The 26,187-nt window shown below is 42.9% G+C and carries 21 protein-coding genes and 1 pseudogene; 11 read left to right on the top strand and 11 right to left on the bottom strand.

Annotated elements, in window-relative coordinates; translation table 11 throughout:
- Positions 1-69: 69 nt before the first annotated feature.
- The 5 genes from QUA20_RS02485 to QUA20_RS02505 all read right to left on the bottom strand — a co-directional run bounded on the left by QUA20_RS02485 (position 70) and on the right by QUA20_RS02505 (position 3,671).
- On the bottom strand, positions 70-450 hold the full coding sequence (locus QUA20_RS02485) for a hypothetical protein (RefSeq protein WP_333185105.1): 381 nt from the start codon (positions 448-450) through the stop codon (positions 70-72).
- 191 nt (positions 451-641) lie between these two features.
- On the bottom strand, positions 642-1,877 hold the full coding sequence (locus tag QUA20_RS02490; RefSeq protein WP_333185107.1) for a hypothetical protein: 1,236 nt from the start codon (positions 1,875-1,877) through the stop codon (positions 642-644).
- 331 nt (positions 1,878-2,208) lie between these two features.
- Positions 2,209-2,451 carry a hypothetical protein gene (locus tag QUA20_RS02495; RefSeq protein WP_333185109.1) on the bottom strand — a complete coding sequence of 81 codons (243 nt, stop codon included), beginning with the start codon at positions 2,449-2,451 and terminating at the stop codon, positions 2,209-2,211.
- On the bottom strand, positions 2,435-3,526 hold the full coding sequence (locus QUA20_RS02500) for an IS200/IS605 family accessory protein TnpB-related protein (protein WP_333185111.1): 1,092 nt from the start codon (positions 3,524-3,526) through the stop codon (positions 2,435-2,437). Before QUA20_RS02500 ends, QUA20_RS02495 begins: the two co-directional genes overlap by 17 nt.
- Before the next feature lie 19 nt (positions 3,527-3,545).
- On the bottom strand, positions 3,546-3,671 hold the full coding sequence (locus QUA20_RS02505) for a hypothetical protein (protein ID WP_333185113.1): 126 nt from the start codon (positions 3,669-3,671) through the stop codon (positions 3,546-3,548).
- A 301-nt stretch (positions 3,672-3,972) separates the two neighbouring features.
- On the opposite strand from QUA20_RS02505, the gene QUA20_RS02510 reads away from it, so the two are divergent.
- The gene (locus tag QUA20_RS02510; protein ID WP_333185115.1) at positions 3,973-5,568 is read left to right on the top strand and encodes an IS1182 family transposase; all 1,596 of its coding nucleotides are present in this window, start codon (positions 3,973-3,975) and stop codon (positions 5,566-5,568) included.
- A gap of 71 nt (positions 5,569-5,639) precedes the next feature.
- Here QUA20_RS02510 and QUA20_RS02515 read toward each other — a convergent pair.
- A pseudogene (locus QUA20_RS02515) lies at positions 5,640-6,711 on the bottom strand (IS630 family transposase).
- A 135-nt stretch (positions 6,712-6,846) separates the two neighbouring features.
- On the opposite strand from QUA20_RS02515, the gene QUA20_RS02520 reads away from it, so the two are divergent.
- Positions 6,847-7,365, top strand: a complete 519-nt coding sequence (locus tag QUA20_RS02520) for a thermonuclease family protein (protein WP_333054106.1) — start codon at positions 6,847-6,849, stop codon at positions 7,363-7,365.
- A 114-nt stretch (positions 7,366-7,479) separates the two neighbouring features.
- Here the strand turns inward: QUA20_RS02520 and QUA20_RS02525 are convergent, their stop codons facing one another.
- From QUA20_RS02525 to QUA20_RS02535, 3 genes are all read right to left on the bottom strand, one after another.
- On the bottom strand, positions 7,480-7,692 hold the full coding sequence (locus QUA20_RS02525; RefSeq protein ID WP_333054108.1) for a hypothetical protein: 213 nt from the start codon (positions 7,690-7,692) through the stop codon (positions 7,480-7,482).
- Positions 7,693-7,792: 100 nt separating this feature from the next.
- Positions 7,793-8,203 (bottom strand): hypothetical protein, encoded by a 411-nt coding sequence (locus QUA20_RS02530; protein ID WP_333185117.1) that lies wholly within the window; start codon positions 8,201-8,203, stop codon positions 7,793-7,795.
- 161 nt (positions 8,204-8,364) lie between these two features.
- The gene (locus QUA20_RS02535; protein WP_333185119.1) at positions 8,365-9,006 is read right to left on the bottom strand and encodes a Uma2 family endonuclease; all 642 of its coding nucleotides are present in this window, start codon (positions 9,004-9,006) and stop codon (positions 8,365-8,367) included.
- Between the two features lie 537 nt (positions 9,007-9,543).
- On the opposite strand from QUA20_RS02535, the gene QUA20_RS02540 reads away from it, so the two are divergent.
- From QUA20_RS02540 to QUA20_RS02580, 9 genes are all read left to right on the top strand, one after another.
- Positions 9,544-10,128, top strand: coding sequence for a hypothetical protein (locus QUA20_RS02540; protein WP_333185121.1), 585 nt, complete (start codon positions 9,544-9,546; stop codon positions 10,126-10,128).
- Positions 10,129-10,742: 614 nt separating this feature from the next.
- The gene (locus QUA20_RS02545; RefSeq protein ID WP_333054111.1) at positions 10,743-10,985 is read left to right on the top strand and encodes a hypothetical protein; all 243 of its coding nucleotides are present in this window, start codon (positions 10,743-10,745) and stop codon (positions 10,983-10,985) included.
- 34 nt (positions 10,986-11,019) lie between these two features.
- Positions 11,020-11,232: a hypothetical protein gene (locus QUA20_RS02550; RefSeq protein WP_333185123.1), complete on the top strand. Its 213-nt coding sequence runs from the start codon at positions 11,020-11,022 to the stop codon at positions 11,230-11,232.
- A 498-nt stretch (positions 11,233-11,730) separates the two neighbouring features.
- The gene (locus QUA20_RS02555; protein ID WP_333185125.1) at positions 11,731-12,600 is read left to right on the top strand and encodes a 3'-5' exonuclease; all 870 of its coding nucleotides are present in this window, start codon (positions 11,731-11,733) and stop codon (positions 12,598-12,600) included.
- Positions 12,601-12,679: 79 nt separating this feature from the next.
- Complete coding sequence (locus tag QUA20_RS02560; protein ID WP_333185126.1) at positions 12,680-13,273, top strand: hypothetical protein; 594 nt, start codon at positions 12,680-12,682, stop codon at positions 13,271-13,273.
- Positions 13,274-13,316: 43 nt separating this feature from the next.
- Positions 13,317-13,391 (top strand): element excision factor XisI family protein, encoded by a 75-nt coding sequence (locus tag QUA20_RS02565; protein WP_333185245.1) that lies wholly within the window; start codon positions 13,317-13,319, stop codon positions 13,389-13,391.
- Between the two features lie 218 nt (positions 13,392-13,609).
- Entirely contained in the window at positions 13,610-19,906 is a 6,297-nt protein-coding gene (locus QUA20_RS02570) for a hypothetical protein (RefSeq protein WP_333185128.1), read from the top strand.
- A complete protein-coding gene (locus QUA20_RS02575) occupies positions 19,863-20,585 on the top strand; it encodes a hypothetical protein (RefSeq protein ID WP_333185130.1) in 723 nt (240 codons plus the stop codon). The genes QUA20_RS02570 and QUA20_RS02575 overlap by 44 nt, the downstream gene beginning before the upstream one ends.
- Positions 20,586-20,791: 206 nt before the next feature.
- A complete protein-coding gene (locus QUA20_RS02580; RefSeq protein ID WP_333185132.1) occupies positions 20,792-21,067 on the top strand; it encodes a DUF1998 domain-containing protein in 276 nt (91 codons plus the stop codon).
- Positions 21,068-21,696: 629 nt separating this feature from the next.
- On the opposite strand, the gene QUA20_RS02585 is transcribed toward QUA20_RS02580, so the two are convergent.
- Both QUA20_RS02585 and QUA20_RS02590 read right to left on the bottom strand, forming a co-directional pair.
- Complete coding sequence (locus tag QUA20_RS02585) at positions 21,697-23,793, bottom strand: hypothetical protein (protein WP_333185134.1); 2,097 nt, start codon at positions 23,791-23,793, stop codon at positions 21,697-21,699.
- Positions 23,794-23,795: 2 nt separating this feature from the next.
- Entirely contained in the window at positions 23,796-26,186 is a 2,391-nt protein-coding gene (locus QUA20_RS02590; RefSeq protein WP_333185136.1) for a hypothetical protein, read from the bottom strand.
- Between the last annotated feature and the right edge of the window lies 1 nt (position 26,187).

Below are 26,187 nucleotides of genomic sequence, written 5' to 3' on the forward strand. Positions count from 1 at the left end.
TTGTTTAATCAAAAATCAGCTCTGAATTTTATGATAATTCAGAGCTAGTTTTGCTGCTGTTGTTAGTTGTTAAACAATAATAACTTTGGTTTTCTTAACTCGTTTGATATTCACTGCTGTGCCAATGCTATGTCCATCCCAAATGGCTAATCCGTAGTCACAATGCGAACACATTTCGATATCGCGATCGCTATAGTGTCCAGGAATACCAACAACTGGATAACCAGAAGTATTTCTGGGTTTGCCATTGCCACTAAACAAGGCATAGTAAACCAAAACTTTCTCGTAGTTCTTAGACCGCAAGTATTGCTGAACTAAGCTATCAACTCCAGGCGCATCACCGACTCTGACTTCAAACCCTAGTTCAATGATGCGATTGAGAGATGTATGAGCCTCTGATGGCAATTCCTGGATGGAAAGACTGCCAGAAATTATTACTATTTTGTTCATGGTTATTTCTTTGAAATTGTAGCTGAAGAGTGAATTAAAACCCACTAAAGGATTGCTCTATTAGTGGGTATTTATAAGTAGAGAAAGTCAACATTTTTCGCCGCTAGGCGATTTATCTTCCGGATTGGTAACAGAGTTTTTAATCGCATTTACATTGGTTACAGAATAGCCAATTTTCTTCCCAATTCCCATCATTTTGGCATCTTTTCTAAATCAAGTTCAGCCACTTCCCGCAGAGCTTCTAAGCGCTTCTTTAAAGTTTTATGTCGGGGAGTTTCTACAACATACTCGTATTTAGAACCTGTATGTTGAAGTTCTGGAATTTGGCAATCAATTAGGTAGCTAAGGCGACCAACTAGCTTTTTAATAACTATTAGCCAAGCCTTAGCTAACGCTTTAGTACGGAAACCAAGCCAAGCTTTAAAGTAAGAGCCGTCTTCGCTAACTTGGTAAGCAACATTGGGCGATAATTTAATAAGAGTTGGGATATGAGTAATGCCTAAACTTTTGAGTTCAGTCAAGCTGTAGCTTTGAATTTCTCCACTGTCCCATTGAATTTGAAATGGGCGTAGTGCCTGAATATTCAAACTAATAACTATTCCCCTTTGTTCCACTTGATTTCGGCGTTGTTCGAGGCAATCGCCCTCTCGAAAACCACTCCATCCATGTTTCTTAGCTAAATGTTTAAGGCAATATTGCCAGGCTTCTTCCCAAGCAATATCAAAGTCGAGAATGTGATAACTTTCTGTACTCAATTGTTTAGTCAATTTCTCTTTGATTTGCTGCTTTTGAATTGGTAGGACAATTTCTAATAAATTGTCGGGGACTTCAAAAAATAAATGGGTCTTAGCCCTAATTTTTAGGTCATTGAAAGACAAAAAGCGACTGGCTTCTAATTGTTCGGGTGTAAAAACATCTATGGCACAACTTGTCGGGTAGCCAGGGAACAAGTTGATGGGAAAGAGATAATAGTGGTCAAGAGTAAATATGAGAATGTGATGTTCAGTGAGCGATTCTACTTGGAAAGTAGTGGTGTTACTGAATTGTAGTTGTTGCGAATTAGCTAGTACAATTGTTGTGCAAGCGGGAAGTTCTCCAGTAGTTTTTTGAGGAATAAACAGAGGCACAAGGGATATTTTAAGCACCCGAATTTCATCTAAGGTATAATTCCAGGACAAACTATCTTCGTTGTTACTAGCATCCCAAGTAATTATTACAGGTCTATCGGTTTGATGGAGGGCTGTTATCGTGCCGTAATGGTTGCCAGATTTGACGATATCGCCTACTTTAAAGGGAAGTTGAGCGAAAGGAGGCGGAGTGAGAAAAGGAAAAATTACCGCTACCACTTCTTTGACTTCACTGGGGGGAGCGTTGTCAGGTTTAGAGCAAGTATTTGAGAAGCCAATTAAAGTCGTGTTAGAGTCCATAACCTTTGAGAAGCTAATTGTTTTCAACTTCTCCCGTTAGGGGATATCTTCTCGCGCTTGATCCCTTAACTTTTTGTGGTTTAATATCAAATCCGAACGAGTTTGTGCTTTATTTCGGCTTAATTTTTTTTGAAGTCTTGCTAAGTACCTCCCCTGTTGTCTAATAAAGATTGCCAGAAGTGGATTGACCGACAATTGGCATATTCTGCAATAGAAAAAGCGTTTGGGAATCAATAAATGCAGAAGTTCCTCAACGCCTTACCGCTTGTGAAAACCTAGGTAAACCTGGGTAAGCTCTACGGTATAAGCTTTAAACGTTCTTCCTTAGCGCTTACGCTTCCTCAATATCGAGGTTGACCAAGAAACTCCAGTTAGAAACACTATAATAATTACAACGACGTAATATTACAGCGGAACGTTTGATCTTTCTATTCAGTTGATTCCACTCGCTCCAAACGTGCTTTTCCGGGTTCACCTTAGAATAGGCGGTTAAGGAGCGAGGCATTCTTTCACTTAATTTCATAGCTCGGCGAGCAATCACCAGCGCAGCCGATTCGTCACTGGCACTCGCCATACATTCTCAGATATTTTACCAAGCCTATAATACTTGAATAAGCCGGGTTGACTGTAATTAACTCAATTCCGCGATTTGACAAAATAGAACTCAGTTGCTTGTAAAATTCGCTGTATGCCCAACTCGACAACATCCGGGCATACTTTCTACCTTTCTCCCCTAAAGATTCCTTTTTTGTTGAGAAATCAAGTTCTTCACAAACTACGGGACATTCAAATTCCGCAGCCTTTGCTGCTAGTTGCAGGCAAGCATTAACGATCTGAGCCTGTTGTTTGCCATTTGGTAAGCCCATCTGCAATGGAATCTGCCCTTTGGCTTTGAGGTTCCCTTCAGAATCAGTATAAGCCCACCCAATAGAACCGGGATTCATATCGATACCGATACAACCGTACATCCTATTTCTAGAAACTTGATTCACAGGATTTGGGGTAAACTGCACGGCAATAACCCATTTTCCGTTCTTGCGGTAGAAATGCCAGGTATACGCCCCGCATTTTGGCAGTCTGTTTATATTCCGATTAAAATCACCAACCTCGGAGGATACAGTTTTCCCGAATCGCGACTCTAAGCATTTGGGGACTCTGAAAGTTATTTTTTTTCCATTCCACTGAGAGACTTGATTGCCAAAAGATTCGTCTTTGGAGCCGACGACGAAAATATCACCGTGAGGGACGAAGACTTTGACAGGTTTGAGTCTTAAGTGTTCGAGCTTGTTCGTCAACAAAGTCAGTCTGCGCTTTTTGTTGTGTATTTGAAAGCGTAAGTTCTGCCAATTAGTAGATTTGTGTTGAACTGAACAGGCTATGGGGAAATTGCAGCCCGTCTTTGAATTCTGCCATTTTTTCTTAGCATAAAACTTACGAGCCAATACCAGCTTACGCTCAGCTTTTTTAATCCACGCGCCAATGGATTTAATCTTTCCTTCAAGAGTTTTTACGTGTAAAATTATATGCTCTTTAGCACCGTCTACACGACCTTTGGCAGCGCTGATTACGCCATTTGCGTGGCGCTTATTGATGCCGTAGGTTTGCTGTAGGTGCGTGTTCCAGTCGGATTTCTTGAAGTCTGTATTCAAGAGTAAGTGGTTGACTGTTTCAATACTTGCAGAGAAAGAAAATTGGGGAGTAAGCTTCTAGAAACATCTCGAAATCTGTAAATCCAAGTTCGTTGAGTTCATCTGCTGGCGTGGGCAGGCCTTTGCAGTACGTTATGGTAGCCATTGATTCGACCTCTCAATGTGGTTGTATCTTAGTATATTAATAGCTTCGCGCAGGATTTGCAAGCTTTTTAAAGAGTTTCTTTTACTTCTGGAACGTCGCTGGCGGAGTCTTCTCCATCATGTTGCGATTTTTCGATCGAAATCACCAACGCCAATTAACTTGGGTAGTCAACTTGCTGAGAATTTAGCAACTAAAATCTAGGGCATCGGTACAGTATTAGATATTGACAAAACCGGGTAGATATGGTATGTGAATTGAGGAGCCTGTTAAATTCTCACCATCAGGAAAAAAGAAAAAACCTATGCGTCCTCCCTTATGGCATCCTCCAATTGAACTTTTAGACCAGGAAGAGTTGATTATCAAACGCATTAAACGAGCCAAGCTCTTCACGTTTCTTCGACTAAACCGTTCATTGATATTTAATGATGAGTTCCAAGAGGAACTCGCTACAATCTTTAAAGATAGCACCGTGGGTCACAGCCCAGTTCCTCCTGCACAAATTGCCTTGGCAATTATTCTGCAAGCCTACTTAGGCATTTCTGATGATGAAGTAATTGAAGAAATGCTGATGGATCAACGTTGGCAGTTAGTTCTCGATTGTCTCAAGTGTGAAAGTCCCCCTTTCAGCAAAGCCACTTTGGTTAGATTCAGAAAGGGCTTAATTAAAAAAGAACTGGATCAACGTTTAATTGACCGCACCGTAGAGATTGCCAAACAAAAAGGTGGGTTTGGCTCATCTCAACTCAAAGCGGCCTTAGATTCCTCCCCTTTATGGGGAGCCGGGAAAGTCGAAGATACATATAATCTATTGGGTCATGCTTTGCGGAAAGCAGTGAGTGTGATAGCTGCTGGACAGGGGCGGGAGTCAGCAGAAATTGCCTCGGAAGCCGGTGCGCCAATCCTCAATAGTTCTAGCTTAAAAACGGCATTAGATTTGAACTGGGATAATCCAATCGACCGTCAAAATGCACTCTCAATCATTCTAAACAGCTTAGATTCTGTAGAAGAATGGATGCAAGGTCAGTCTCATTGTCATGGGTTTGACCTCGCCCAAGAGACCCTCAATGTTGCCCGAGTCATTGAATCCCAAAATGTGACGTTAGACTCTCAAGGAGTCCCTACTCTAAGCAAAGGGGTAGCAAAAGACCGTCGCATTTCTATTGAAGACCCAGATATGCGGCATGGACGGAAAAGCCGGTCTAAAAAAATAGATGGGTATAAACGCCACGTCCTTAAAGATTTAGATAGCGGTGTAGTTTGCGCGGTGGCATTGACTCGGGCAAATACTCCCGAATCTGCTGCTACAATTGACCTAGAACGTGACTTAAGACTCCAAAATATTCACCTAACTGAGTTACATATTGACCGGGCTTATTTATCTAGTCATTGGGTCATACAGCGGGATGAGCAATTAAAGATATTTTGCAAGGCGTGGCCGGTCAGAAATTCTGGCCGGTTTGATAAAAATTCCTTTTTTCTGGATTGGGATACCCATTTAATGAGTTGTCCCAATCAAGTAAGCATCCCATTTGAACCGGGAAAAGTTGTTCATTTTCCTGCGAGTGAATGTGCAATTTGTCCTCTGAGGTCCGACTGCACAAACAGTAAAAGAGGACGTAGTGTATCAATTCATCCTGATGAAGCTTTAATGCAAGAGTTGCGAGCACGTCAATCCACTACCACTGGTCGTCTCGACTTGAGAAAGCGTACTACAGTTGAACACTCTTTAGCCCATATTGGTCATTGGCAGGGGGACCGTGCCCGGTATCTTGGACAAAGGAAAAATCTCTTCGATTTACGTCGAGTCGCTGTTGTCCATAACCTCCATGTCATTGCTCGAATATCTAAGGTTTTGCCAATTCAACCGGGCATAGAGTCGAATTCATTGGTCGGGTAATTGCATACATCTCTTTTGTTGTCAACTTCTAATATAGCAATCCTAAATGATTTTCTAGACCTAGAGCAATCCTAATTAATTTTTTCCGTGCAATTATATTTATGTATTTTGGGGAAATCAAATTTATGTTCGTTAGTAAAAAATTCAAACAAAAATTTTACAATCTTAAAAGACCTACATAAATACCAATACTTTCTTAAAAAGTTTTTAGCCTGTAACCAAATATCTTCAACGGGATTTTGTTGGGGAGCATTTGGAGCAAATAAAATACAAGTAATTGACCACTCATCAGGCTCTTTGTCACCATTTACTTCTAATAAAAAATCTCTAAATTCGCCATATTTATGATAACTGGCTCCATCCCAAATCAAGATAATCTTGCGATTTTTATATTTATCTTGTAAGTATTTTATAAATTTAACTGTTGATTTTCCATCCCCAGATGGATGGCTCTGAACATGGAATTCTTTGCTTTGATAATTGAGTGCGCCAAAATAAGTTTGTCTATCTTTTTCATTGGTAATTGGGACTTCAATTCTGATTTTTGATTGACCCCAAACATAACCAGTCAGATCGCCATGAAGTAGATGACATTCATCTATAAATAATACTATTATTTGCCCGGATTCTATGCCAGCCTTGTTTTTGAATAAAATATTGTTAATTTCTTCCGTCTTTTTTTTTACCAGTTCTTCATCAAATTTAGGATTGATTTTTTGAGTTTTTTTCCAACTAATTTTCGCCCGATCGAAAAGTTCATAGTAACTCTGTTTTGATTTATAGATCACACCAAACTCTCGCTCTACATAAGTAACCAGCTCATCTAAATTTCAATATTCTTTATTCTTTAGCCACTCAATTACTTCAGTCTTTTGTAGAGCTGTTAAATACCCTTTTGACCCTTTATGCCCTAGCTTGATTCCTTCGATGCCTTTGGTTTGAAATTGTTTTTTCCAATGACCAACAAAAAATTCACTTACACCGAGAATTTTGCTAATCTCATGGTAGAACTTGCCTTCGACAGCCATCCTTACAGCTATTGCTCGTTTAAGTTCTCACAGCATCGATATCACTTTTAATGAAAGATTCTAATTGAGTTATTTCCTTTTCCATATCTTTGAGGGGCAGTTTTAAGTTATTCATCTTTTATTCACGATCGAGTATTGCATATAATTGTATCATAGTCTTGATAATCATTTAGGATTGCTATACTGTACCGACGCCCTAGGTAAATCTAGGTAAATTGTCAACGCCTTACCCCTGTTAGCCATCGCAGGTTTGATTTGGTTTCACTTCCACCAACCCGACAACGACAAACCCAAACTAGCCAAGCGCCCCAGCGAAACGGCATCCCTCCGCTGCTCCGTTATAGATGGTTCGGTGTACGATGGCGATACTTTTCGGGTTAAGTGTGACAATCGCGAACAAAAGCTCCGACTGTGTGGCATCGATGCGCCGGAAGCGAAACAACCGCTGGGTATCGAATCGCGAGATTATTTGCGATCGCTAATCGCCAAAGCCTCCAACAAAGTCATCGTTGTGGAAATGGATCGGGACAAGTACAACCGCACTGTGGCTGAAGTCCTCTTTGATACACCCAACGGCGAACAATCGGTGCAGGAGGAAATGCTCAAAGCGGGTATGGCTTACCATTACAAACAGTACAGCGGCAACTGCCACAATGCTGATGTATTCGATACCGCAGAGGAGATGGGGCGATCGCAAAAGCTGGGAGTGTGGCGGCTTCAGGGTGGCGGTCAGCGTCCTTGGGATTATCGCAAGCAAAATCAGAGCTGATGTACGCCAAGCAGCGGTATATACCAAGGTTGTTGGGAGCGATCTAACAGGGCAGGAAGTGCGGCGGCTTTCCAATGGTGATAAACGACTGTAAAATTATCCTCAACCAAAGCGTTAATTGGGGTTGCGGAATTGTTTTTTTGCCCAGTCTAACAGTTCGTCATAGGTTGAATAAGCGCACAGTATCCGCGATGTATCGCCTTTTTTCCTTACCGCAATCACTTTGCCGTTTCTATCTTCATAACCAGGCTTCCCGGTCATTTCTTCTAACTCTAGATCGAAGAATTTAAGCGCTTGAATGAATTGAGAAATCTTATTATCTTCCATTCGTCGATTGCTCTTTAATTGAACAGGAAAGATGGGTTTCTTGGACTGCTGGCTACCAAGGAATTTCCGAATCGAAAAGTTCCAATTTTGGGGATCGCAATTAACTCGGTTCCTCCTCAGCCCCCGGAATTCTCCAAGGGTCAATGCCGTTTTCTCGAAGCAGTAGCTCGTAGTAGTCGCGTTCGATTCTGGCTTCATCGTCAACCCAAAACGCTTCTCTGATATCGCGTTCTAGCTGCTGGACTCGCTGGCTGAGCAATTCGTTTCGTTCAGTCTCGGTGCGGGTAACGCCGAAAGCTTCGTCAAACCGCCGTTCGAGAGATTCGGTAATCAGTCCCATGCTCATAGTTAAAGCAGCTTTGTTCCCCCGGTGAGCTTGCCACAGCCAGTAAGCGCTGGCAATTTCTGGAGGGACGGACAGAAACCGACTTTGCCCCCGACTACCGAGTTCAGACTCGATTTCGATTTCTTCGCGCTCAAAAATCGTACTCGTGTAACCTTCACCCAGCAAGCTTTCGCCGGCGTTTGAGCGTTAAAAATCGGACACGTTGCGCCGTTTGAGAGCCCGCTGCTTCGGCGACTTGGGTTGGGCTGCGTCCGATACGAGCCGTCTGGCACCATAAAACCATCGACTGTAATCGAACCTATTTGCCAGATCGCCCCCCAGTCCTTCTAGCTCGGCTCGGTTAAGGGCAGACCGGCTCGAAAAATCAACTCGGCAGTCAAGTTCAATTCCGGGAAAGCCAGCGACTCAACTCGGTCATCTCCCCGAAACTGTTTTACCTGATACTCGCCGTCAACCAACTGGCAAACCGAGAGCGTGGGTTGTTTGGGAGTGCCGATGAACTTGCGGCCGCCCAAACCGAGGTAGTCCGCAATCCAGTATTCGGGGATGCCCATTTCTTCGTAGTCGGCGAATTTGAGATGGTAATCGTCCCGCCAGTTCGTGCTGACGACCTCTACAGCCAGCCGTACCGAAGACCCCATCGTGATGATGGATTCCCTATCCCAGCGCGGTTCGTTGGCGAGAGCCACTTCATCTAGGACAACTACGTCTGGCTGATAGCCCGCCTCGTTGCGGACGGGTTTGAGCAGGCAGTCACCGGGGATAAAGCAAGGCAATTTCAGCCGCCTGATTTCTGCGCTGATTTCGTCCCAGGTAAACCCTGTAACGCGGGAATGGCGGCCAGTTCCTAAAGGCATTTCAACAATTGCTCCGTGGTGCAGTTCGTAGCGGCGAATAGAGTTCTCTGGATACCAGGCTGCGAACTCATCAAACGTGATTGTTTGGGGTATGGTTTGGGTTTGGCTCATAACATTTTCAGTTGGTAGACATTTAGGTATGCGATCGGCCCTATGATTTCCGGTCGCTTTCACTTTCAGGGCGATCGTTCCGCTGATTCTGTTCTATGTACTGTTTGACCAAATCGATAAGCACTTCATTCATATTTTTTCCGTTCAACGCACAAATAGCCTTGAACCGCTCTCGAAGCGTTCTTGAAGGAAATGTGACTTTCAAGGTGGGTACTGGTTCTGTAGTTTTTCGCTCGGTCACTGGGATATCTAATGCAATTACTTTATATATCCCAGACTACCCGTTAAAGCTCGTTTTTTGCTTAATGGGTCAATAAGTGCATACGGGATGTTTGCATTAAACATCCCATATGAGTTATCATACACCCACGAACGACTGCAAACCAAGCAGAAGCATAAAACAGTTATCTGTACTTCCGATGTGGTTGCTTCACTAAGCTTTGTTAGCGTCAAAAACCCAAAACCAAACCCCGCCCCCTATGACTGGAAATCGAATGGGGCGGGGTTTGGCACTCACATTAATGAGGTTTTTCAATCATGACACAAATACCAATACCGCTAACAGTTAAGGTGTCCGCTGCTGCTGCAACGCCAGGAGTGACGAGTGCTTCTTTGTACCCTTCGCTGTTGGCATCCGTGGACGCGATGGCAGAACCCGCTCTTTGGGTTTTGATGGAAGCGACCGTTTATTCGCTGCGCCAAAGGGACACGCTCACCCGCTCCATTAAAGAGTGCGGTACTGTTGAATGTTTTGGCGATAAATGGCCCCAAGATTTCGATTTCTTGCCAAGTGAATCGGAAGCGATCGCCTTAGTAGAAGCAATAGCCGACCAATTCTCCCGCCGCCAACTCCACACTTGTTGGCAATCGCTGCTGACCGCTTGCAACCGCATCCAAAAGCTTGCCCTGATTGAAGCGATAACCTACGCCCAACACTATTCATCGACGGTGCTTCAAGCGCTCTTTGAATGCGAACTATCGAATTTGTTTTCCGATTCCTTGGAACACTTGGATGTTTGGCTCTCTGAACCCGAAGCGCTGCGCCTAATTCGCTTGTTCTCCGGTTCCCTGTTGGCTTCATCGGAAGCTGCACCATCTCCAGGCGACGGGAGGGACGATTAATTCTTGAGTTGATAGATGCCATCTAAAATTTCTCTTTTAGTCACGTTAGTGGGTTGAGTTTTTTTTGATGCGCCACTTGTCCAACCTAGAACTAATCACGCCACGCAGAATATCTAGAACATCTTCCACGCGACTAATCCCCTAGAACGAGTAGGAGGCTCAAATGATGAGAACAAACTTTGATATTAGGCTGGCAAGGACACCAAGTTTCAGGCCGCAAGTAGTTTATTCACAAAATCTGGATTTTGTGCCTAGTCCAGACGATACTTTACCGTCGATTATTCCTGGTCTGAACAGTTTACCAGCTCAATCTGATGGCTGTGAACGTGTAAGGGTAATGGTTTTTGGATCGAGCTACGGGGTAACATACACGATTCGCTGGCTTTACAAGCTACAGTTCGCTCATATCAGCGAGTGGAGTTTGCTTATGCCGGCTCCAACTGAGGGTGAATTTATGAGCATTGTTACTAAGCGAATCCCATTGAATCCAACTAACTAATTGGCATAGAACTTGGTAACAACTTAGTAACAACTTCTTCGGCGACGCTGGCGATAGTTTCATCTGTATCAAAAGCGATCGCTAGTTTTTTCCATGACACCAGTGAGGAATGAGTATGACCAACGGCAACGGGCTTAACGGTGACACCCCTAACGGCGACACGCCCCAGCCCGATCCAATACAAAAGTTAACAGAATATGTCGAATCTGTGGAAATTTCTCTGGAAATCCAGGAGGATAAAACAGACGTTATTGAAGACCAGGTGGCAAGTCTTACCGAGCAGATAACCGAGTTGAAACAACAAGTGAAAGAGATATATGGAGATGAAGAAGACTGGAAACGAATGTCAAAGACTTGATGGACTTATCGCACGCCGTCAGGAGAAAAACCGATTGCAACGGTCAAAGCTGGAGCGAACCCAGCGTTTGCGAGATGAAGCTGCCTTGGACAGACCTTTTAGAAAGTCTCCTTTGCTTGACTTCGTTGATGATTTGGTACACCGTCCGCCGAACCAAGAGCAGATGCGCCAGCTTAAGGAATTGCTCTTAGAAGAACAGAAGGCGATCGCTCAACTCATTGCCCTAATTGACCAGCATCTAGAGTAGCTATCTGCCGTTCGCGAAACAGCCCAGCGATACCCCTTGCTGGGCGAATTTGGTTTTTTGTGGATGCTGGGAGATTGCGTCCGGGAAGTTTTGATTTCGTTTGACTTGCTGAGTGGAGATTAGCTCCGAATTGGGTGAATGCTGCAAATATTGAAATATCTCAAACAATCTTTTGAGATAGTTAAAAATATGAAATTGTGAAGGTAACAGGTAATAAATGCAAACCTGGGTACGGCAGGATATTACAAGCAATTTTCATAAAATAGACCCAAATGAAGCGTCATGGTGAAACGGGATTGCTTGTTTCAATTCGCAGGTCGTGACGCTTCTTTGATAAAATAATTAGATTGTCGTTTAGTTTTGCAGCGGGCGACTCATCCCCCAATCTGGGGGTTTTTTCTTTTGATTTCACTTGCTTTATGAGCTGGTGTGTGGGTTTTAAAGGCTACAAATCGAGTTATATTTGGAATGTGCTGTTTTGATATTTGGCTATCAAATATGGAACTAACAAAATACACTTGGTGGGGAGAATCTAACGAACCGCCACCGCACCTGAAAACTAAAAAGCAATTGGGTGAATTAGGACTATCGCCTCTGAAACCTTCAGGCGTTATCGAAACGCGGAAATACGACGTGCTCCTCTACGATTCCACTAATCCCGAATGTTGCCGTCCCAAAAGAAAACCCACTCCCAAACAATTGGAAACTTTAGCAGCCAACCGCCTCAAAGCTAAAATCAAGCGGGATTATCAAGAGTGGTATCGAGAAGTCGGCTTTATTGAAAGAGATAGGGTATACGCGGTGCAACGGGCAAGAGAACAATTAGAGAAAAATAATTGGGTAATTTTGGATACTGAAACGACAGGATTGTACGATGCTCAGATTGTAGAGATAGCTGTTATAGATCGTCTCGGTGAAATCTTGCTCGATACTTTGGTAAAACCCTCAATTCCCATCCCCGCAGAAGCAACAGAAATACACGGGATAACTGATGAAATAGTAGCCGATGCTCCGAGTTTCCCCGAAGTCTATCCCTGCATTGTTGAAGTCCTTAAAGATAAACGGATTTTGATATACAATGCCGAATTCGATATTAAAATCTTGAATTACTGCTGCCACCTTCACAACTTGCCAATTTTAAAGCTCAAAAAACGTTCCGAGTGCCTCATGGAATGGGCGGCACAGTGGGGAGGTGATTGGAGCTACTATCATAAAGATTATCAGTATGTTCCTCTCCACGGCGGACATCGAGCATTAGGAGATTGCACGGCCGCTTTTGAGCTTATTAAACGAATGGCGGCGGATTCGGATCGACTCAATTGCCCCGTGCCGATTCCTGAGAGTAAGCACAAATCCAAAAGTCAATGACGCTGTGTTCTTGGGGAGAGAATGCTAACAGTCTGGGAGAAGAAGCTTATGATGAAGCAATTGGAGTATCCCCAAAACAATGACAAATCCCGATCCCACTGACTATGCTGCTCTTATCCGCGCTGTGACTCCCAACAGCGAACGAAAGCATCCTGAGTGGTTAGACCCCGGACAGCAGCTCTGTTCTCCCAAGTACGGACAAGGCGAGGTTATTTCTTGGGTGGGTAACACACTTATAGTAAAGTATCCCGGCCACTCGATTCCCGTTCTATACAAAAATTGGCAGCAAGCTGTTGAAAAAAGTGAAATCGCCCCTGGGGACTTACCTACAACACCTGAATCCTCATCCGAAGCTGAAGAAAACGGGACACATCAAGTACAGCCTACTAGCTTTTCTCAGGTAAGTGCAGCAGAAATTGCCGCTATTCCTCAACCCAAATTTAGAGCGATCGCGCTTGAGTTAGCTTCAAATCTTAGCGCTGTTCGCATTACCCCTCCCGCATCTGGCTCGTTGTACGCCATTCCAAGAGACTTGCCCTGGGCCTTACAAAATGCTCTTCGGGGATTGGGAATTGAGGAACTGTATTCGCATCAAATTAATGCCTTAGATTGCCTGCGTCAAGGCTGCGATTTAAGTATTGTGACTCCCACAGCATCGGGAAAAACGCTATGATGGAACCGAAGACGCAATTGCCGATTGGTTAGTAGCAAAGGGAGTGCCGAAGCAAGACATTGTGCTGGCATATCATGCGCCTTACGTGCGGCAGTATACAGAGTTTGCTCTAGGGTGAAACATCGCGACGACTCATGTGTTTGAGCCGGATGGTACGCCGAACTCGATCTAGAAAAGGAGATTCTGATGAAAGTAAGAAGAGTTTGACATACATCCGTCGTAATCTGCGGTATTTTTATATTATATTAGGTATTATATGGCAACTACGATACAATTATAAGTTAGGCATAGATGAATTTTCCTATTGTTTTGTTCTCGACTGCCTACGATTGATTAATGGAAAATGATTCAGTCAGATACTCAAGAGCAGGTGATGTATTTCACTACCGATGGGCAGCACGTCGCTGTATCAGGATGTTACATCCAAAATCTTCCGTCAAATGCATAGTAATTGAAGGCTCAAAGGAGAATGAAGTCACGGGGGAAAATGTAATCGATGTTGCCGAATATACCGAAGATGCCGAAGGCTATGACAAAAAAATTACGTACTTTCAGCTAAAACATACAACCCAAAGAGTGGATCAGCCTTTTACATTAAGTGGGTTAAAAGATACCATTGAGGGATTTGCCAAACGATTTTTGGCTCTCTTATCCACAGATGACAATAAATATGAATTTGGGACTGTAAGATTCTCGGTTATAACTAATCGTGAAATTGCCGATTCATTTAAAGAAGAAATTTCTTTAATCAAGAATGGAAGTAAAGCAGGAAAGCAATTTCAGGAAACTCTTGAAAAATATACAGAATTACAAGATGTAAGGTTGCAGGAGTTTTGTAACTCTCTCGATCTAATTGATGGAGAAGGGGACTATATTGCACAACGAGGTGAATTACATACTGAAATTTCAGCGTTTTTAGCTGGAGCTGTTGACAATGCTCAAATTGACAGTTTGATTGCTCTTATACAAGATAAGGCTCTACCTGACAACAAAGGTGAGATAATTCGTGAAGATATTTTAAAATGCTTTAAGGTTACGTCTGAAAGAGATCTATTTCCTGCGCCAATGGAATTTGAAAAGTCCAGAAACTTCATCAAGCGGGAGCAACATAAAATTTTACTTAGTAGTGTCCTTGAAACTTCTACACCTGTAATTATTCATGCGGGCGGTGGTGTAGGTAAATCAGTCTTCTCTCGGCAACTAGCAGAGTCTTTACCCACCGGCTCGTTAGGAATTGTTTACGATTGCTTCGGATCTGGAAAATATCGAAATCGAAGTGAGTCTAGGCATCGCCATCGTGATGCTCTCGTTCAAATTGCAAATGAAATTGCATTGCATGATTTATTATGCGAAATTCTGATACCGCTCTCTACAGATTTAGATGATGCAATTCTCAGAGCCTTTCTGTCGCGATTAAAGACGGCTTCTACAGCCATAAGAAAAGTCGATAAAGATGCTGTTTTAGCTATTTTAATTGATGCGGCTGATAATGCAGAGATGGCGGCGAAAGAGTTCAGTGAGTCTTGTTTTGCTCATCAGCTATTGCGTGAGGAAGTTCCAGAAGGATGTCGAATTATCATACTATGTAGAACCGAGCGTATCGACTTGCTCAAGCCTTTAAGTACAGTTAGACAGATTGAATTGAAACCTTTTAGTCAGTCAGAGACAGTGATTCATCTTCGAGAACATTTTCCAAGTGCAACCGATATCGATGGCTTGGAGTTTCATCGCTTGACTGGTGGCAATCCGCGAGTACAAGCGAATGCACTGAGTATACACCACAATACGGTTTCAGATGTTTTGGCGGGTCTTGGGCCTTCAGGTGCTACGGTTGAAGAACAGATTGCAGCACAGCTTGAATCCGCAATTTCTACGATTAAAGACAAGCTACCTACTGATTTTCAAATACATATTAATGCGATATGTCTAGGTCTTGCAAATTTAACTCCATTTATCCCAATTAATGTACTTGCTACCGCTGCCCAGGTTGAGGTTTCAACGGTTGTGAGCTTTGTCGCTGATTTGGGGCGACCTCTCTGGATATCGGAAAACTCAGTTCAATTTCGAGATGAGCCAACAGAAACTTGGTTCCGAGAGAGATTCTCTGCGTCAAAGCAGCAGATTGAATCATATATCATGAGCCTTAAACCTTTGGCTTCAGAGTTTTCTTATGTGGCGCAAGTGCTTCCTTCTCTGTTACTACAATCGGAAAACTATGATGAGCTTATCAGCTTAGCACTCTCTGACGATTATCTACCTCAAGATAGCCCGATCGATGAGCGCAATATCCGAGTGTACCGCTTGCAATTCGCTTTCAAAGCAGCCTTAAAGCAAAAAAAATATGCTGACGCAGCAAAACTGGCTTTACGCGCAGGAGAAGAGGTTGCAGGTGATAAGCGACAGCTTGAACTTTTAATTCAAAACGTCGATCTTATTGCACCTTTACAATCTCCACAGAGAGTTCAAGAATTGGCATTGCGGCGGATGTTACGGGGCAGTTGGGATGGTTCAGCGAATGTATATTCTGCTGCACTTTTATCTTATGTTGAGGAATTCAAAGGGGAAGCAAGAGGCTTTTTAAGATCGGCTAGCAATTGGCTAAAATTGTATCTTGAGGAGCGTAGCAAGAACGAAGACAAGATACACAGTGAAAAGCAGCTCAAAGAGGATGACATTGTGGAAATGGCAGTTGCCCATTTTCATCTTTATGGAGCGAGTAAATTAGTAGATTTTATTTGGGGTTGGCAGCCACCAGAAGTCGTGTTCCAAATTACCTGTTTGTTCATTAAGCGCCTTATTGACGCAGGAAACTTCACGGCAGTAGATGAAATTTCACAGCTTGGTTGCCGCAATCAATATTTGATGGTAGCCATTGCAGACGAACTCATGGCAGTGGGTAAGTTTCCTTCCACAGACGCAATGCGACAGTGCTTGAGCTTGTTAGCTCATAAGCGAGTTCGTATCCCTAAACCTACGGAGTATAGGAGAGAACAAAGATTTACCTCAGCTATTATTTCATTTGCAGAAGCAAGCTCTGCGATCGGACTATCTCAAACTCAAATTCTGCGGGTTTTGAACCACTATCTTCCTCAAAGAGGCTTCGGCTTAGTCAGTTACAAACATTATGATGGCGAACGACATATTTTTCTGCGAGTAACCGCTTTTAGATGTGCTATTTCAGGTGATTTTGCTCCAAATATTAATGCTTTAATCCCACAGAAGTTACTTGAAGATGAAAAAAAGTATCGACAAGATATAGAAGATTGCAAACAGATTATTGAAGGAATGTTACCGTGGTATTTGATTCGCGCTCGCATTCTACTTGCTAGCGTGGAAAATCTTGAGATAGCTTTTCAACACGCGGATCGACTTTCCAAGAAATTGCTGTTGTGGAGGTACGAACAACACGATCATTTACTGTCTGAAATCGCTCGTGTACGCTTTGAAAGTTTAGCTTTAAAAAAGCCTTGCGATCGCTCTGAAAAAGGACATAGGATCGTACAACTCTTCGATAACGAATACAAACTTTCGCTTCAGGATCATTTAAGTGCGGTTCGAGCAGCTTACCGTTTAGAACACCTTTCAGAGATTAGAAGCCAGCTTGAACAGTCTTGCTATGAGATGGTGGTTTCTGTATCAAACGAGGGACTCGAGACAAAAGCCGAAAATTATATAGCGCTTGCTCGTGCTGTTCTTCCTGTAAGCCCTGCGGACGCAGCAGCTTATTTCAATTGTGCGATTGAGGCAGTCTCAATGTTCGGCGATGAATTGGTTGATAGATGGAAAGCTGTTGTCGCTATGGCGAAGCGTTCTGCGGAAGGTGGGGGCTCTTCTCCAGAAATTGCCTATCGCTTCATACGTTGTGCTGAATTAGTGGGTGATTCTGTAGCTCGTGAAAAACATTGGAGTCGCAATGAAGCCATTCAAGTTTGTGCAAAATTATGCCCTTCGTCAGCTTTCGCCACTCTGAGTCGTTGGCGCGATCGAGATGTAGGATGGTTCGAGGGTCAACTTCTTGCTGTGGCTCGTGAAGCTGTGCGTTCTAAGATTATTGAACCATTAGTTGGTTGGTCGCTATCTGCATTTTCCTGGGACTATGATGGATATGATGAGTTTGTAGCGCTCTGCATAGAGACTGAATCTGATAAGACTCGTCGCCAGTACATCTTGGATACTGCTGTCCGAGATCTTAGGTTGAATGAGGCTTCCGAGAGCATCTGGCATAACCTTAAAAGAGTTAGCGATAGATTTTCACTAAAGAATAAAGACCTTCAACAAGTTTTAGATTTTTATGCCGAACATCCACAGAGAAGCGATCGAGAGAAAGCTAGTCAAATCTCTCAGATTGACGAGCGAAAAGAATCAATAAGTATTGATTGGAAAGAGGTTTTTGGCGATCTAAAATTGACTAAAAGCATGGAAATAAGTGCTGCGATAGATCGCTTTAATGCCTTGCCTCACCCACGTTCTCATGAAGTTTTTTGGCAGGAAGTCTTTAAGAGAATACCTGAAAGCCAAGCGAGTGAATTGCTTTTAGCATTACCTAATGTTGAAAAGGCTGATTTATATGATATGGAATATGCTTTATCTAATTTTCCAGATACATATCGTCAGAAAATAAGCGTCAAAAAATCGTGGAACAATGTTCTTTCATTGATTGCTCAGCGTTTTGCATATAAATTCACAAATTATTATCTAAAACAGTATTTCTTTGAAAAAATTAAACCTGATGATAGCGCACTTTCTTCAATTTATAAAGGAGTTCTTCAAGGACTATCAGAATCTTGCAATATAGTTGATGCAAGCACGCTTTTTGGTTTCTCCGAAATTGTATCATCATTTATCTCACCTCAAGACGCAGGCGCTCTGCTTGAGTTTGCACTTTCCCGCTTTGAAATACAGATTGACCGAGAGTATGCTGATGGTCATTGGGATAAGTGGCTGCTCCCACCTGACAACATTTCAGGTGCATTCACTGGTTTTATTTGGGCTGCGCTAGGTTCACCCCGCTCTGCCGTGCGATGGCAAGCTGCACATTGCGTCCGAAGGCTTGCAGAAGCGGGTTGCGATCGCGAAATTGACGGCTTAATCGAATGGATGAAGAGAGATTGTGTCAATGCTTTTGGCAGTCATGTATTTCCTTTTTATAATCTCCACGCAAGATTATATTTGTTGATAGCTTTAGCGCGGATAGCAATAGACAGCCCCGAAAAGTTAAGACGATATCACTCAATTTTTGCAGATCTTGCGCTTGATGGTTTACCCCATATACTCATCCAGAAATTTGCAGCCGAGATCGCTCTATCTCTTGAAGCTGCTTTTCCAGAAACTTATGACAGTGGTGTGACTGAAAAGCTTCGCCAAGTAGGCATTAGCCAAATACCAGTCAAAGAAATAGACGGATATAGAGAAAACTTTGAAGAAACCCCTTGGCACACTAGAGGTGAAGTCGATCGCAATTTGAAACTTCACTTTAGTTGGGACTTGGAGCATTACTGGTTCGAGCCTCTGGGAAGAGTGTTCGGCATTCCAGAAAATCAAGTCGAGGAACTGGCACGTGAAGTTGTTCTTAAAGAATGGGATATTGAAATCAAGGATGAGTCCATTCACGATCCACGTGAGAATCTGTGGCATTCTCACCGTTATGAACGAGAAACATGGCATAGTCACGGAAGTTACCCTCGTACTGATGACTATAGTTTCTATATTTCTTACCATGCGATGCTTAGTGTCGCTGCGAAGTTATTGTTAGAGATGCCTGTCATTGATGAATATAATTGGTGCGATGACCAATGGACTGATTGGTTCCAACGGCATACTTTGACTCGTTCCGATCGTCTATGGTTAGCAGACCGACGCGATCCACCTCCACTAAAGCGACGTGCTTGGTTACAAGACAAAATAACAGAGAATTGGAGACAAGAAATCAGGTCTGATGATTTCCTTGACGGTCTACTGATCGAGCATAATGGAAAAACTTGGTTAAATGTCAGAGGCTCTTGGAGTGACCGTAACGGTGAACCACAAGAAAGCTTTCATGTCACAAGTGCGCTTGTTTCGAGTGAAACCTCTGAGTCTTTATTGAATGCGTTAAGCACTTGCGTCGATCCTTACGATTTTAAGCTGCCTGCTTATCAAGAAGAGGAGATGGAGTTTAACGAATTCCCCTTTGAATTGCAGGGATGGATTTGGAGAGGTTCACAAGATAATAGGCTTGATGCGACCGATCCATATGCAGGTGAGATTGACTATCCACCTTATAGAATCGGCAATTCAATCATTGAACGACTCAGACTTTCTGTAGACTTAGAGCGACGAAAATGGTTTATGCCAGGTACAGCTAAAGAATCACTTGTCTGTGAACTTTGGAGTTCATCTGAAAGAGAACATAGTGAAGAATCGCGTAGACATGGAATACGAATGAGTGCATCACTAGAGTTCCTCAAGATACTCTGTTCTACTCTCGATCGCGATCTCATCGTTGAAGTACAGATTCAGCGTCGTTTTTGTAGGTCTTCATATTACACTAGGAGCAATGATGACGGAGAATATTCAACCCCAAATAGCAAAATTTATATCCTCTCAGCAGATGGTAAGCTCAGAGATACAGGAACGTGCTATCAGCTTAGGTAAGGCTCTTGTTCGGGAGCTTGAACTTGAACCTGGCGTCGATACACTTTCACGGTGGATGGCACATTATATTGCTGAGCAAATTGCGATCGCAGAGAATGCGACAGACAATGCAAAAGTTGAAGCCGAACAGCGCTGCTTTAATACAATTCTTAAACTTTGGGAGCGCCGCTCATCATTACCAAATGATAGATATCCTTTTAAGAGTTTTGAACCGATTTTTAATACTCTGAATAGACTCGATCCCGATAACTCTCGATCGCACTACTTTGATAACTCTCATTTTCATAAAACAGAAAGTGAATCCTCTGAAGAGCAAACTAATGAGGTTCAATTATGGATAAACATGGCACTCTCAATTGATGTTGCTGCACGTGTCTTGGTCGATTTTGCACTCAGGCAAGCTGCTTGCAATGCAGTAGAAGAAAAAACTGCTGTTTGGATTGAAAAATCCACAAATATTTCTGATAATAAATATGACGATATCTCCCTAATTGTCGATCTGCTTGGAGAACCTCAAGAAGGCGAACTCGAAGAAAAAGTTCGCGAACGCAAACGTCATGAATTAAGTTCAAAAATTGAACAACTAGATATGTTTATAGAGTTTAGCCAGTTACTGCGTGATGAACTGAGTGAAAATCTTGAGAATGCCTCAGACAAAGATTCCTGTATAGATGCCTAACGCTGACCACCCGTGCCTAACTCCTAAAATATCTAATGAACCCCTCCAGCACCAGCACCAGGTTTCACCTTTTTAAAACCCAAAACTGCAATCCCACTTAACAGCAAAGCAATCCCCACAAAGTAAAAACAATCGTTAAAAGCCATTACATAAGCTTCGTGGAACTCGATCGCTCTGCTGCTATTGCGTTAAATTCATGTTAGCCATTGGTACAACCTCGGGTTTTAGATTTTTTCACCGCTGATGTAGACAGATTAACCTTTTTTGATACCACAGATGGGGGAAATGGAGCATCTGAAGAAATAGGGAAGCAGCTACCGTTATTTGCTGCTAAAGCCATGTCTCTTGCCTTAAGTTGCGAATGCTCTGACGGATGCCCTAAATGCTTGATTCAGCTCGGTTGTCCCCAGCAAAACCAGGGACTGCACAAGAAAGTTGGTTTATTTTTGCTAGAAGCAATAGCTACAAATTCTTCAACTTAACAGTTTATAAATTGTCCCGTGCCGATTCCCCAGAAGCGATGATATCCCAATCAATGCCATCGTCTGGGAACAACGATAACTGCCCCGGTGATACGTTAGACTGACCGCGATTATGATACGAAAGGTGGCAGGCGGTACACAATGCGATTAAGTTTTCGAGGCGATTGTCCTCCGGTATCCGATTGCGATGGTGAACTGTTAGAGTCAAAGCACAACGCTCGGATTTCGTTAAGCCACTTTGTTTACCGGGTCGGAGTTTACCGGGTCTAAGGCATTGTTGATGGCACTTAGCACAACGCCAGAGTGCATTTTCTTTGACCGAGAGCGCAATCTCTTGCCAATTATCGGGATACCTCTTTGATTTAGGCATAGCGGTAAAAGCTCATCTTTTCAAAATAGGGCGATCGCTCTGTTATCGAAGTGAAAGTAAATTCGATTCAAAGCTGTCAGCAATCAACCCACCTTCGGCCTCCTCTACTGTCACAATCGGTTTTTTCGGAATTTTGAGAACAAATTAAGTTACGTTTTAGAGAACGTACAAGGAAATCCTTGTGGCCATCGCCAGTCCAAAATACTCGCTCATCCCAAAATTCGTGGTGTGACACGATCGCGAGTGCTGAAGATGGGTTTCAACTACAAGCCCCACAGGCTGGACAGATAAAGCTTTTAGTATCTTTATCACTCCGACAAGGGATTGCTAATACGTTTCTACCGAAAATGCGATCGACAGATCCTACTTGTCGATCGTACCATGAGTTAAGAATACTTGAATCAGAGAGTTTGATGTATGGGTAACGCTCGCTACACTTGCCACAAATTCGCATTCCCCACTCCGTTCCGCAATCATCATTGTCACTGTTACAATCACAACGGAAGCACTGGTTATCTAGAGGCTCAAAGCGATCGCTTTTCTTGTAACAGGTTGGACAAGTTAACAATGGCTTAAATCGTTCTTCTGTTCGAGCCGAGAAGTTATTCAGATTCTGTAATTCAAGTAGTTCTCCTTTAGCTCTCGGTCCACGAGATTTAGCTTGATTAATTAGTTGTGAGAGACGATTATCAAAATCCACCTGTTCTTCTGGTTTAGGTGAACAAAGTAATTTATAATGTCGTCCTTCCTGAAGAATCCATGAATTTTGTTCCAGCAGTGACGCAGGTATTTTCTCCTGAATTGTGAAAGGATAGATTTGACTGTATTGGCTATAGAGCCACCATTGGATAGCACGAGCAATACGCTCAACACTGAGAATATCTAGTGGGCTAACAGGTAATACAGCCAATGGCTTTTTTAAACTATTAATTTCTTGTTGGAGTAACTGAGGTAACTTCTGTCGCTCATCCTCAGTTCCTGGATACAGAATTATTACTGTGCCGTTCTGGTTTTCAGAACAAGCCGAACGAAATTCGTCAAGAATAGGATTAATTACATTTGCATCTTCTGTAGCAGTTAAGGGGAGCATTAATGGAATTAATTTCAGATATTGAATTTTGTTTGCGTCTAATAAAATAGTTCCATCATGCTGCCACCTCAAAGTTATGCTACCTCTTGGGCTGTGGAATTGAATCGAGCCATCTGGTTGCAAACAAAGCAGATCTTCAGCCTCAAATTCTAGCCCTCGATCATTTGTTGTTCCGTTACCTGTTAAAGCGCGGCTAACGAGAAGTAAACAGAAAGCTTCAAACCCCTTAAAGCCTTGTTTATAGGTTTCAAATATCTGTTGGGGAGCCTGTGTGTGGCCACGCTTCCAGGGCATCCAAGCTTGCCACAACCTGTCAACATAGCGGTAATGCTGATCGTTGATCAGAATATTAGTTCGTTTGAGGGTATTCCCAACAGTTGCCTGTTTGGGGATAGCACGATATAACTCAGTATCTAGCAATCCTCGTAGTTTGTATTGCAACTCTTTCAATAGTTTGAGTGTTTTTTCCGCTGTTTCCGCTTGAAACTGATCCCCCCAAAGGCTACAAATTCGGTTTCGGTTTCGCCAATAGATTTTTTGAGTAGTGTCTTTAGAGAAGTCATCTGCTTGCTCTAACTCTCTTTTAAGAGCCTTCACTTCGATAATTCGTTTCTGGAGGTATTCCAGCAAATGATCAATTAATCGAGCGGTGACTTTGTTCTCATAAATATCTACCAGGTCTTCTCGGATCAGACATAAAACTCTCTTCGGACGTACATTCCGAAACGTTCGTTTCTCCCAGTCTTCTGTATGAGCCGACAAAAACTCTGTAGCATGGGGCGAAATTCTTTGCACGCGGGAGACAGGTAATCTGTCGGTTTCCATCTTGAGATAAGTTCTTGGACGATGACAAATTTCCTCAATATGTCCAATATGTTTTTCCAGAAGTTCCTCTAATCTTTGGGGACGAATAGTTTTTCCAATATCATGCACCAGTGGCGATGTATTTACCCATTTCTCCCATAAATTACCTGAGAGTTTATCGAGTTTATCGAGGGTTTCAGCAAAAAATCCCAGGCTTTCCAACAGCAAATCAGAAGGAATTTGCCAATCAGGGAAAGATTGTTCCTTTCTACTTTCATCTAACACTCGTATTGAACAGCGTTTCCCAGTATCAGGAAAAATATATAGTCTGGATTGCGGTGAGATGGGGACAGCATTGACTGTAGCTGTTTCTGTTTCAGTATGAATCTGCCATTGACCCAACAATAACCGAGTCGGCATTTCTTTACGAGTCTGTCCAGTTAAGCGATTGTAAAACTGCATAATTAATACGTTCCTCGCTCAAGCCGCTGCAACTCCGATTCCAGAATGTTAAATGACTTGACTGGTGCACCTGCGTCTAGTTCAGACCAGTATGTTTCTATCGTTTCCTTAAGTTCGGTCATATCTCCTAGTTGGATGTCATGGCGATCGCGCACTTTCCGCAAAATCTTAGTTGCCAGAATGTGGTCTGTCGCTTCAGTTAGGGAACCTCCTGCCGCAATCACAACCGGGATGTAATCCTTAATTTGACGTTGTAGTCGATTTCCCCAACCAATTTTGAATTTACTTTCCAATATCTCAGATAGGTAGTCATTCAGAAAGACGAATGCTTCAGTAGCTTTACTATGATGTTGTTTCTGAGCTTCCTTGAAAGCAGTTGTCAGTGCATTATAAGATATGGAATCTCTTCGTGAAAGTTTAGGAATATCAAAGCTTTCCTGACTGCGTTCAAGTTCCATTACATGAGCGCGATCGTAAGTTTTATCGGCAAATTCTAAAGTAGTTTCATCCTGGTTTGCAGTTCCAACGAACCAGACGTTGGGTGGAATGATAAGTGTGTCCTTCTTCTTGAAAAGTTTGGGTGAGGGGCGTTCTAGATCGGTATTTAATGTCAGTTCAGGGGCATCCTGTTCTAATTTGGAAAGAAAGTCGGCAAAATACTGTTCAGGGCGAGATAGATTCATTTCATCTAAGATGATGATATAAATTTGATCGCTAAATTCGGGACACTGAGCCTCGTACAAAGCTGTGAGAAACTCTGTTTCATAGAATTTCCCTTCAAAAGAGTTGTAGTAGCCAATTATATCCTGGCGATCGCGCCATCCTGCTTGTACTTCAACCAGTTTATAGTTCTCTCTTCCTCGCCGTCCTAATGCACGTGCGAAGGCAATAGGGAGACTGGTTTTACCCGTGCCACTGATACCTTGTAGGATGTGGAGTTTACTCATCGCAATCCCACCCAAGAATGCTCGGATGTCCTGTTCTGAGTAGTACAACCGCTTACCCTTCTCTAAGGGAGATATAGCAATACGATAACGAAGGTCTTCAGCAAACTGTGCAAGATCGATTGATTCCTGCGAAAGTGGGGGAGCAATTTGCAACTTCTCATCTTTGTCCAGTTGGACACATTTCTCAAAGGGGCTACGATCTTTAGATTGAGCGATCGCATCATTGACGTTTACCCTTAACTCTTCCAGCATTGCTCGAAGACGATTATTGCTAGCTTCTAAAGCTTCCTTTTCATCCCGCAACGTTTCCAAATTAAGAACTGCGATTCGATTAGTGGCTGCTGAACGCTCTAATTCCTGTACTTTTGCGATCAGTCGAAAACGTTCTGCTTCCCACTGTTCTTTCTGAGCCTCCAAATCTTCCAAGCGTCTCGCAGCAGCTTCTGTAGGACGTTCAGCTAATTTTTGCTCTAATTCATTATTCCGTCGGCGCAAGTCTTCTAACTGGGTCAAAATCTCTTCTGGATTACGTTGCCCAAATCTCTTATTTGCATCAACAGCTTTGCGTAGATTTACTTCTAAGCTTTGTTGTAGTTTCTGTGATTCCTCATACCGTTCTTTCCAAATTCGCAAATTAGCTTCAAGGCTCTCAACTTTTGCGACTGCACGTTGAGCTACTTTTTCTTCAAAATATTGCCGCTCTTCATCCAGTAGCTCACGGTCAATTTCTAACCTGTTTTGCTCCTTCCTCAATGATTTGCGCTCTGCAATTAGTTGTTGCCGCTCTTGCTCAAATTCCTGTCTTTCTGTAAAAATATTCTGCTCAAATTCAGCATACTTCTGAGCAATTTCTTCTGTCAGTTCTTGCTGGATATCGACCTTCTGGCTAAGAGCTTGCGCGATCTCTTGGCTGACTTGTGCAATCTGTTGTTCCAATTGGGATAGGGCAACTCGATTTTGGGTCAGAAATCCGGCTGTTGCATTAGCTTCCCGTTCTTGAAATTGGCGCTCTTGTTGGTTTACCACTGCCAGTCGTCGATTCAGTTGCTCTCGCTCCTCTCCTAAGAGTTTAGATGCTTCCGTCAATTTCTGCTTCTGGTCTTCTAAATCAGTCTGCTTAACCTGTAACTCTTGTTTTTGGCTCTCAAGTTGCTGACTTTCAAATTCCAGGCGCTTGGTAGCTAAATCAAAAATTTCTGCTTTCTCCCAAAGCTGCTTAAGGTCAAAACTCTCTGGAGGGGATGAGCCTAATGTTTCTAAATCCTCTTCCGCAAGCTGTTCTGAAGCCTTGCCAGATAAGGTATTAATCTGCTCATTTGATAAGTCTATTTTTTCTGAAGTTGATGTTTTTATTTCCGCATTAGTATCACTTTTTCCATTGCCTCCAGGGTTTTTAACTCCGGTTTGATTTTGATTACCTGAAACTCCTTTTTTACTGCGATCCATA

The sequence above is a fragment of the Microcoleus sp. Pol7_A1 genome (genome assembly GCF_036701085.1).
In the GTDB taxonomy this organism is placed as follows: Bacteria; Cyanobacteriota; Cyanobacteriia; order Cyanobacteriales; family Microcoleaceae; genus Microcoleus; species Microcoleus asticus.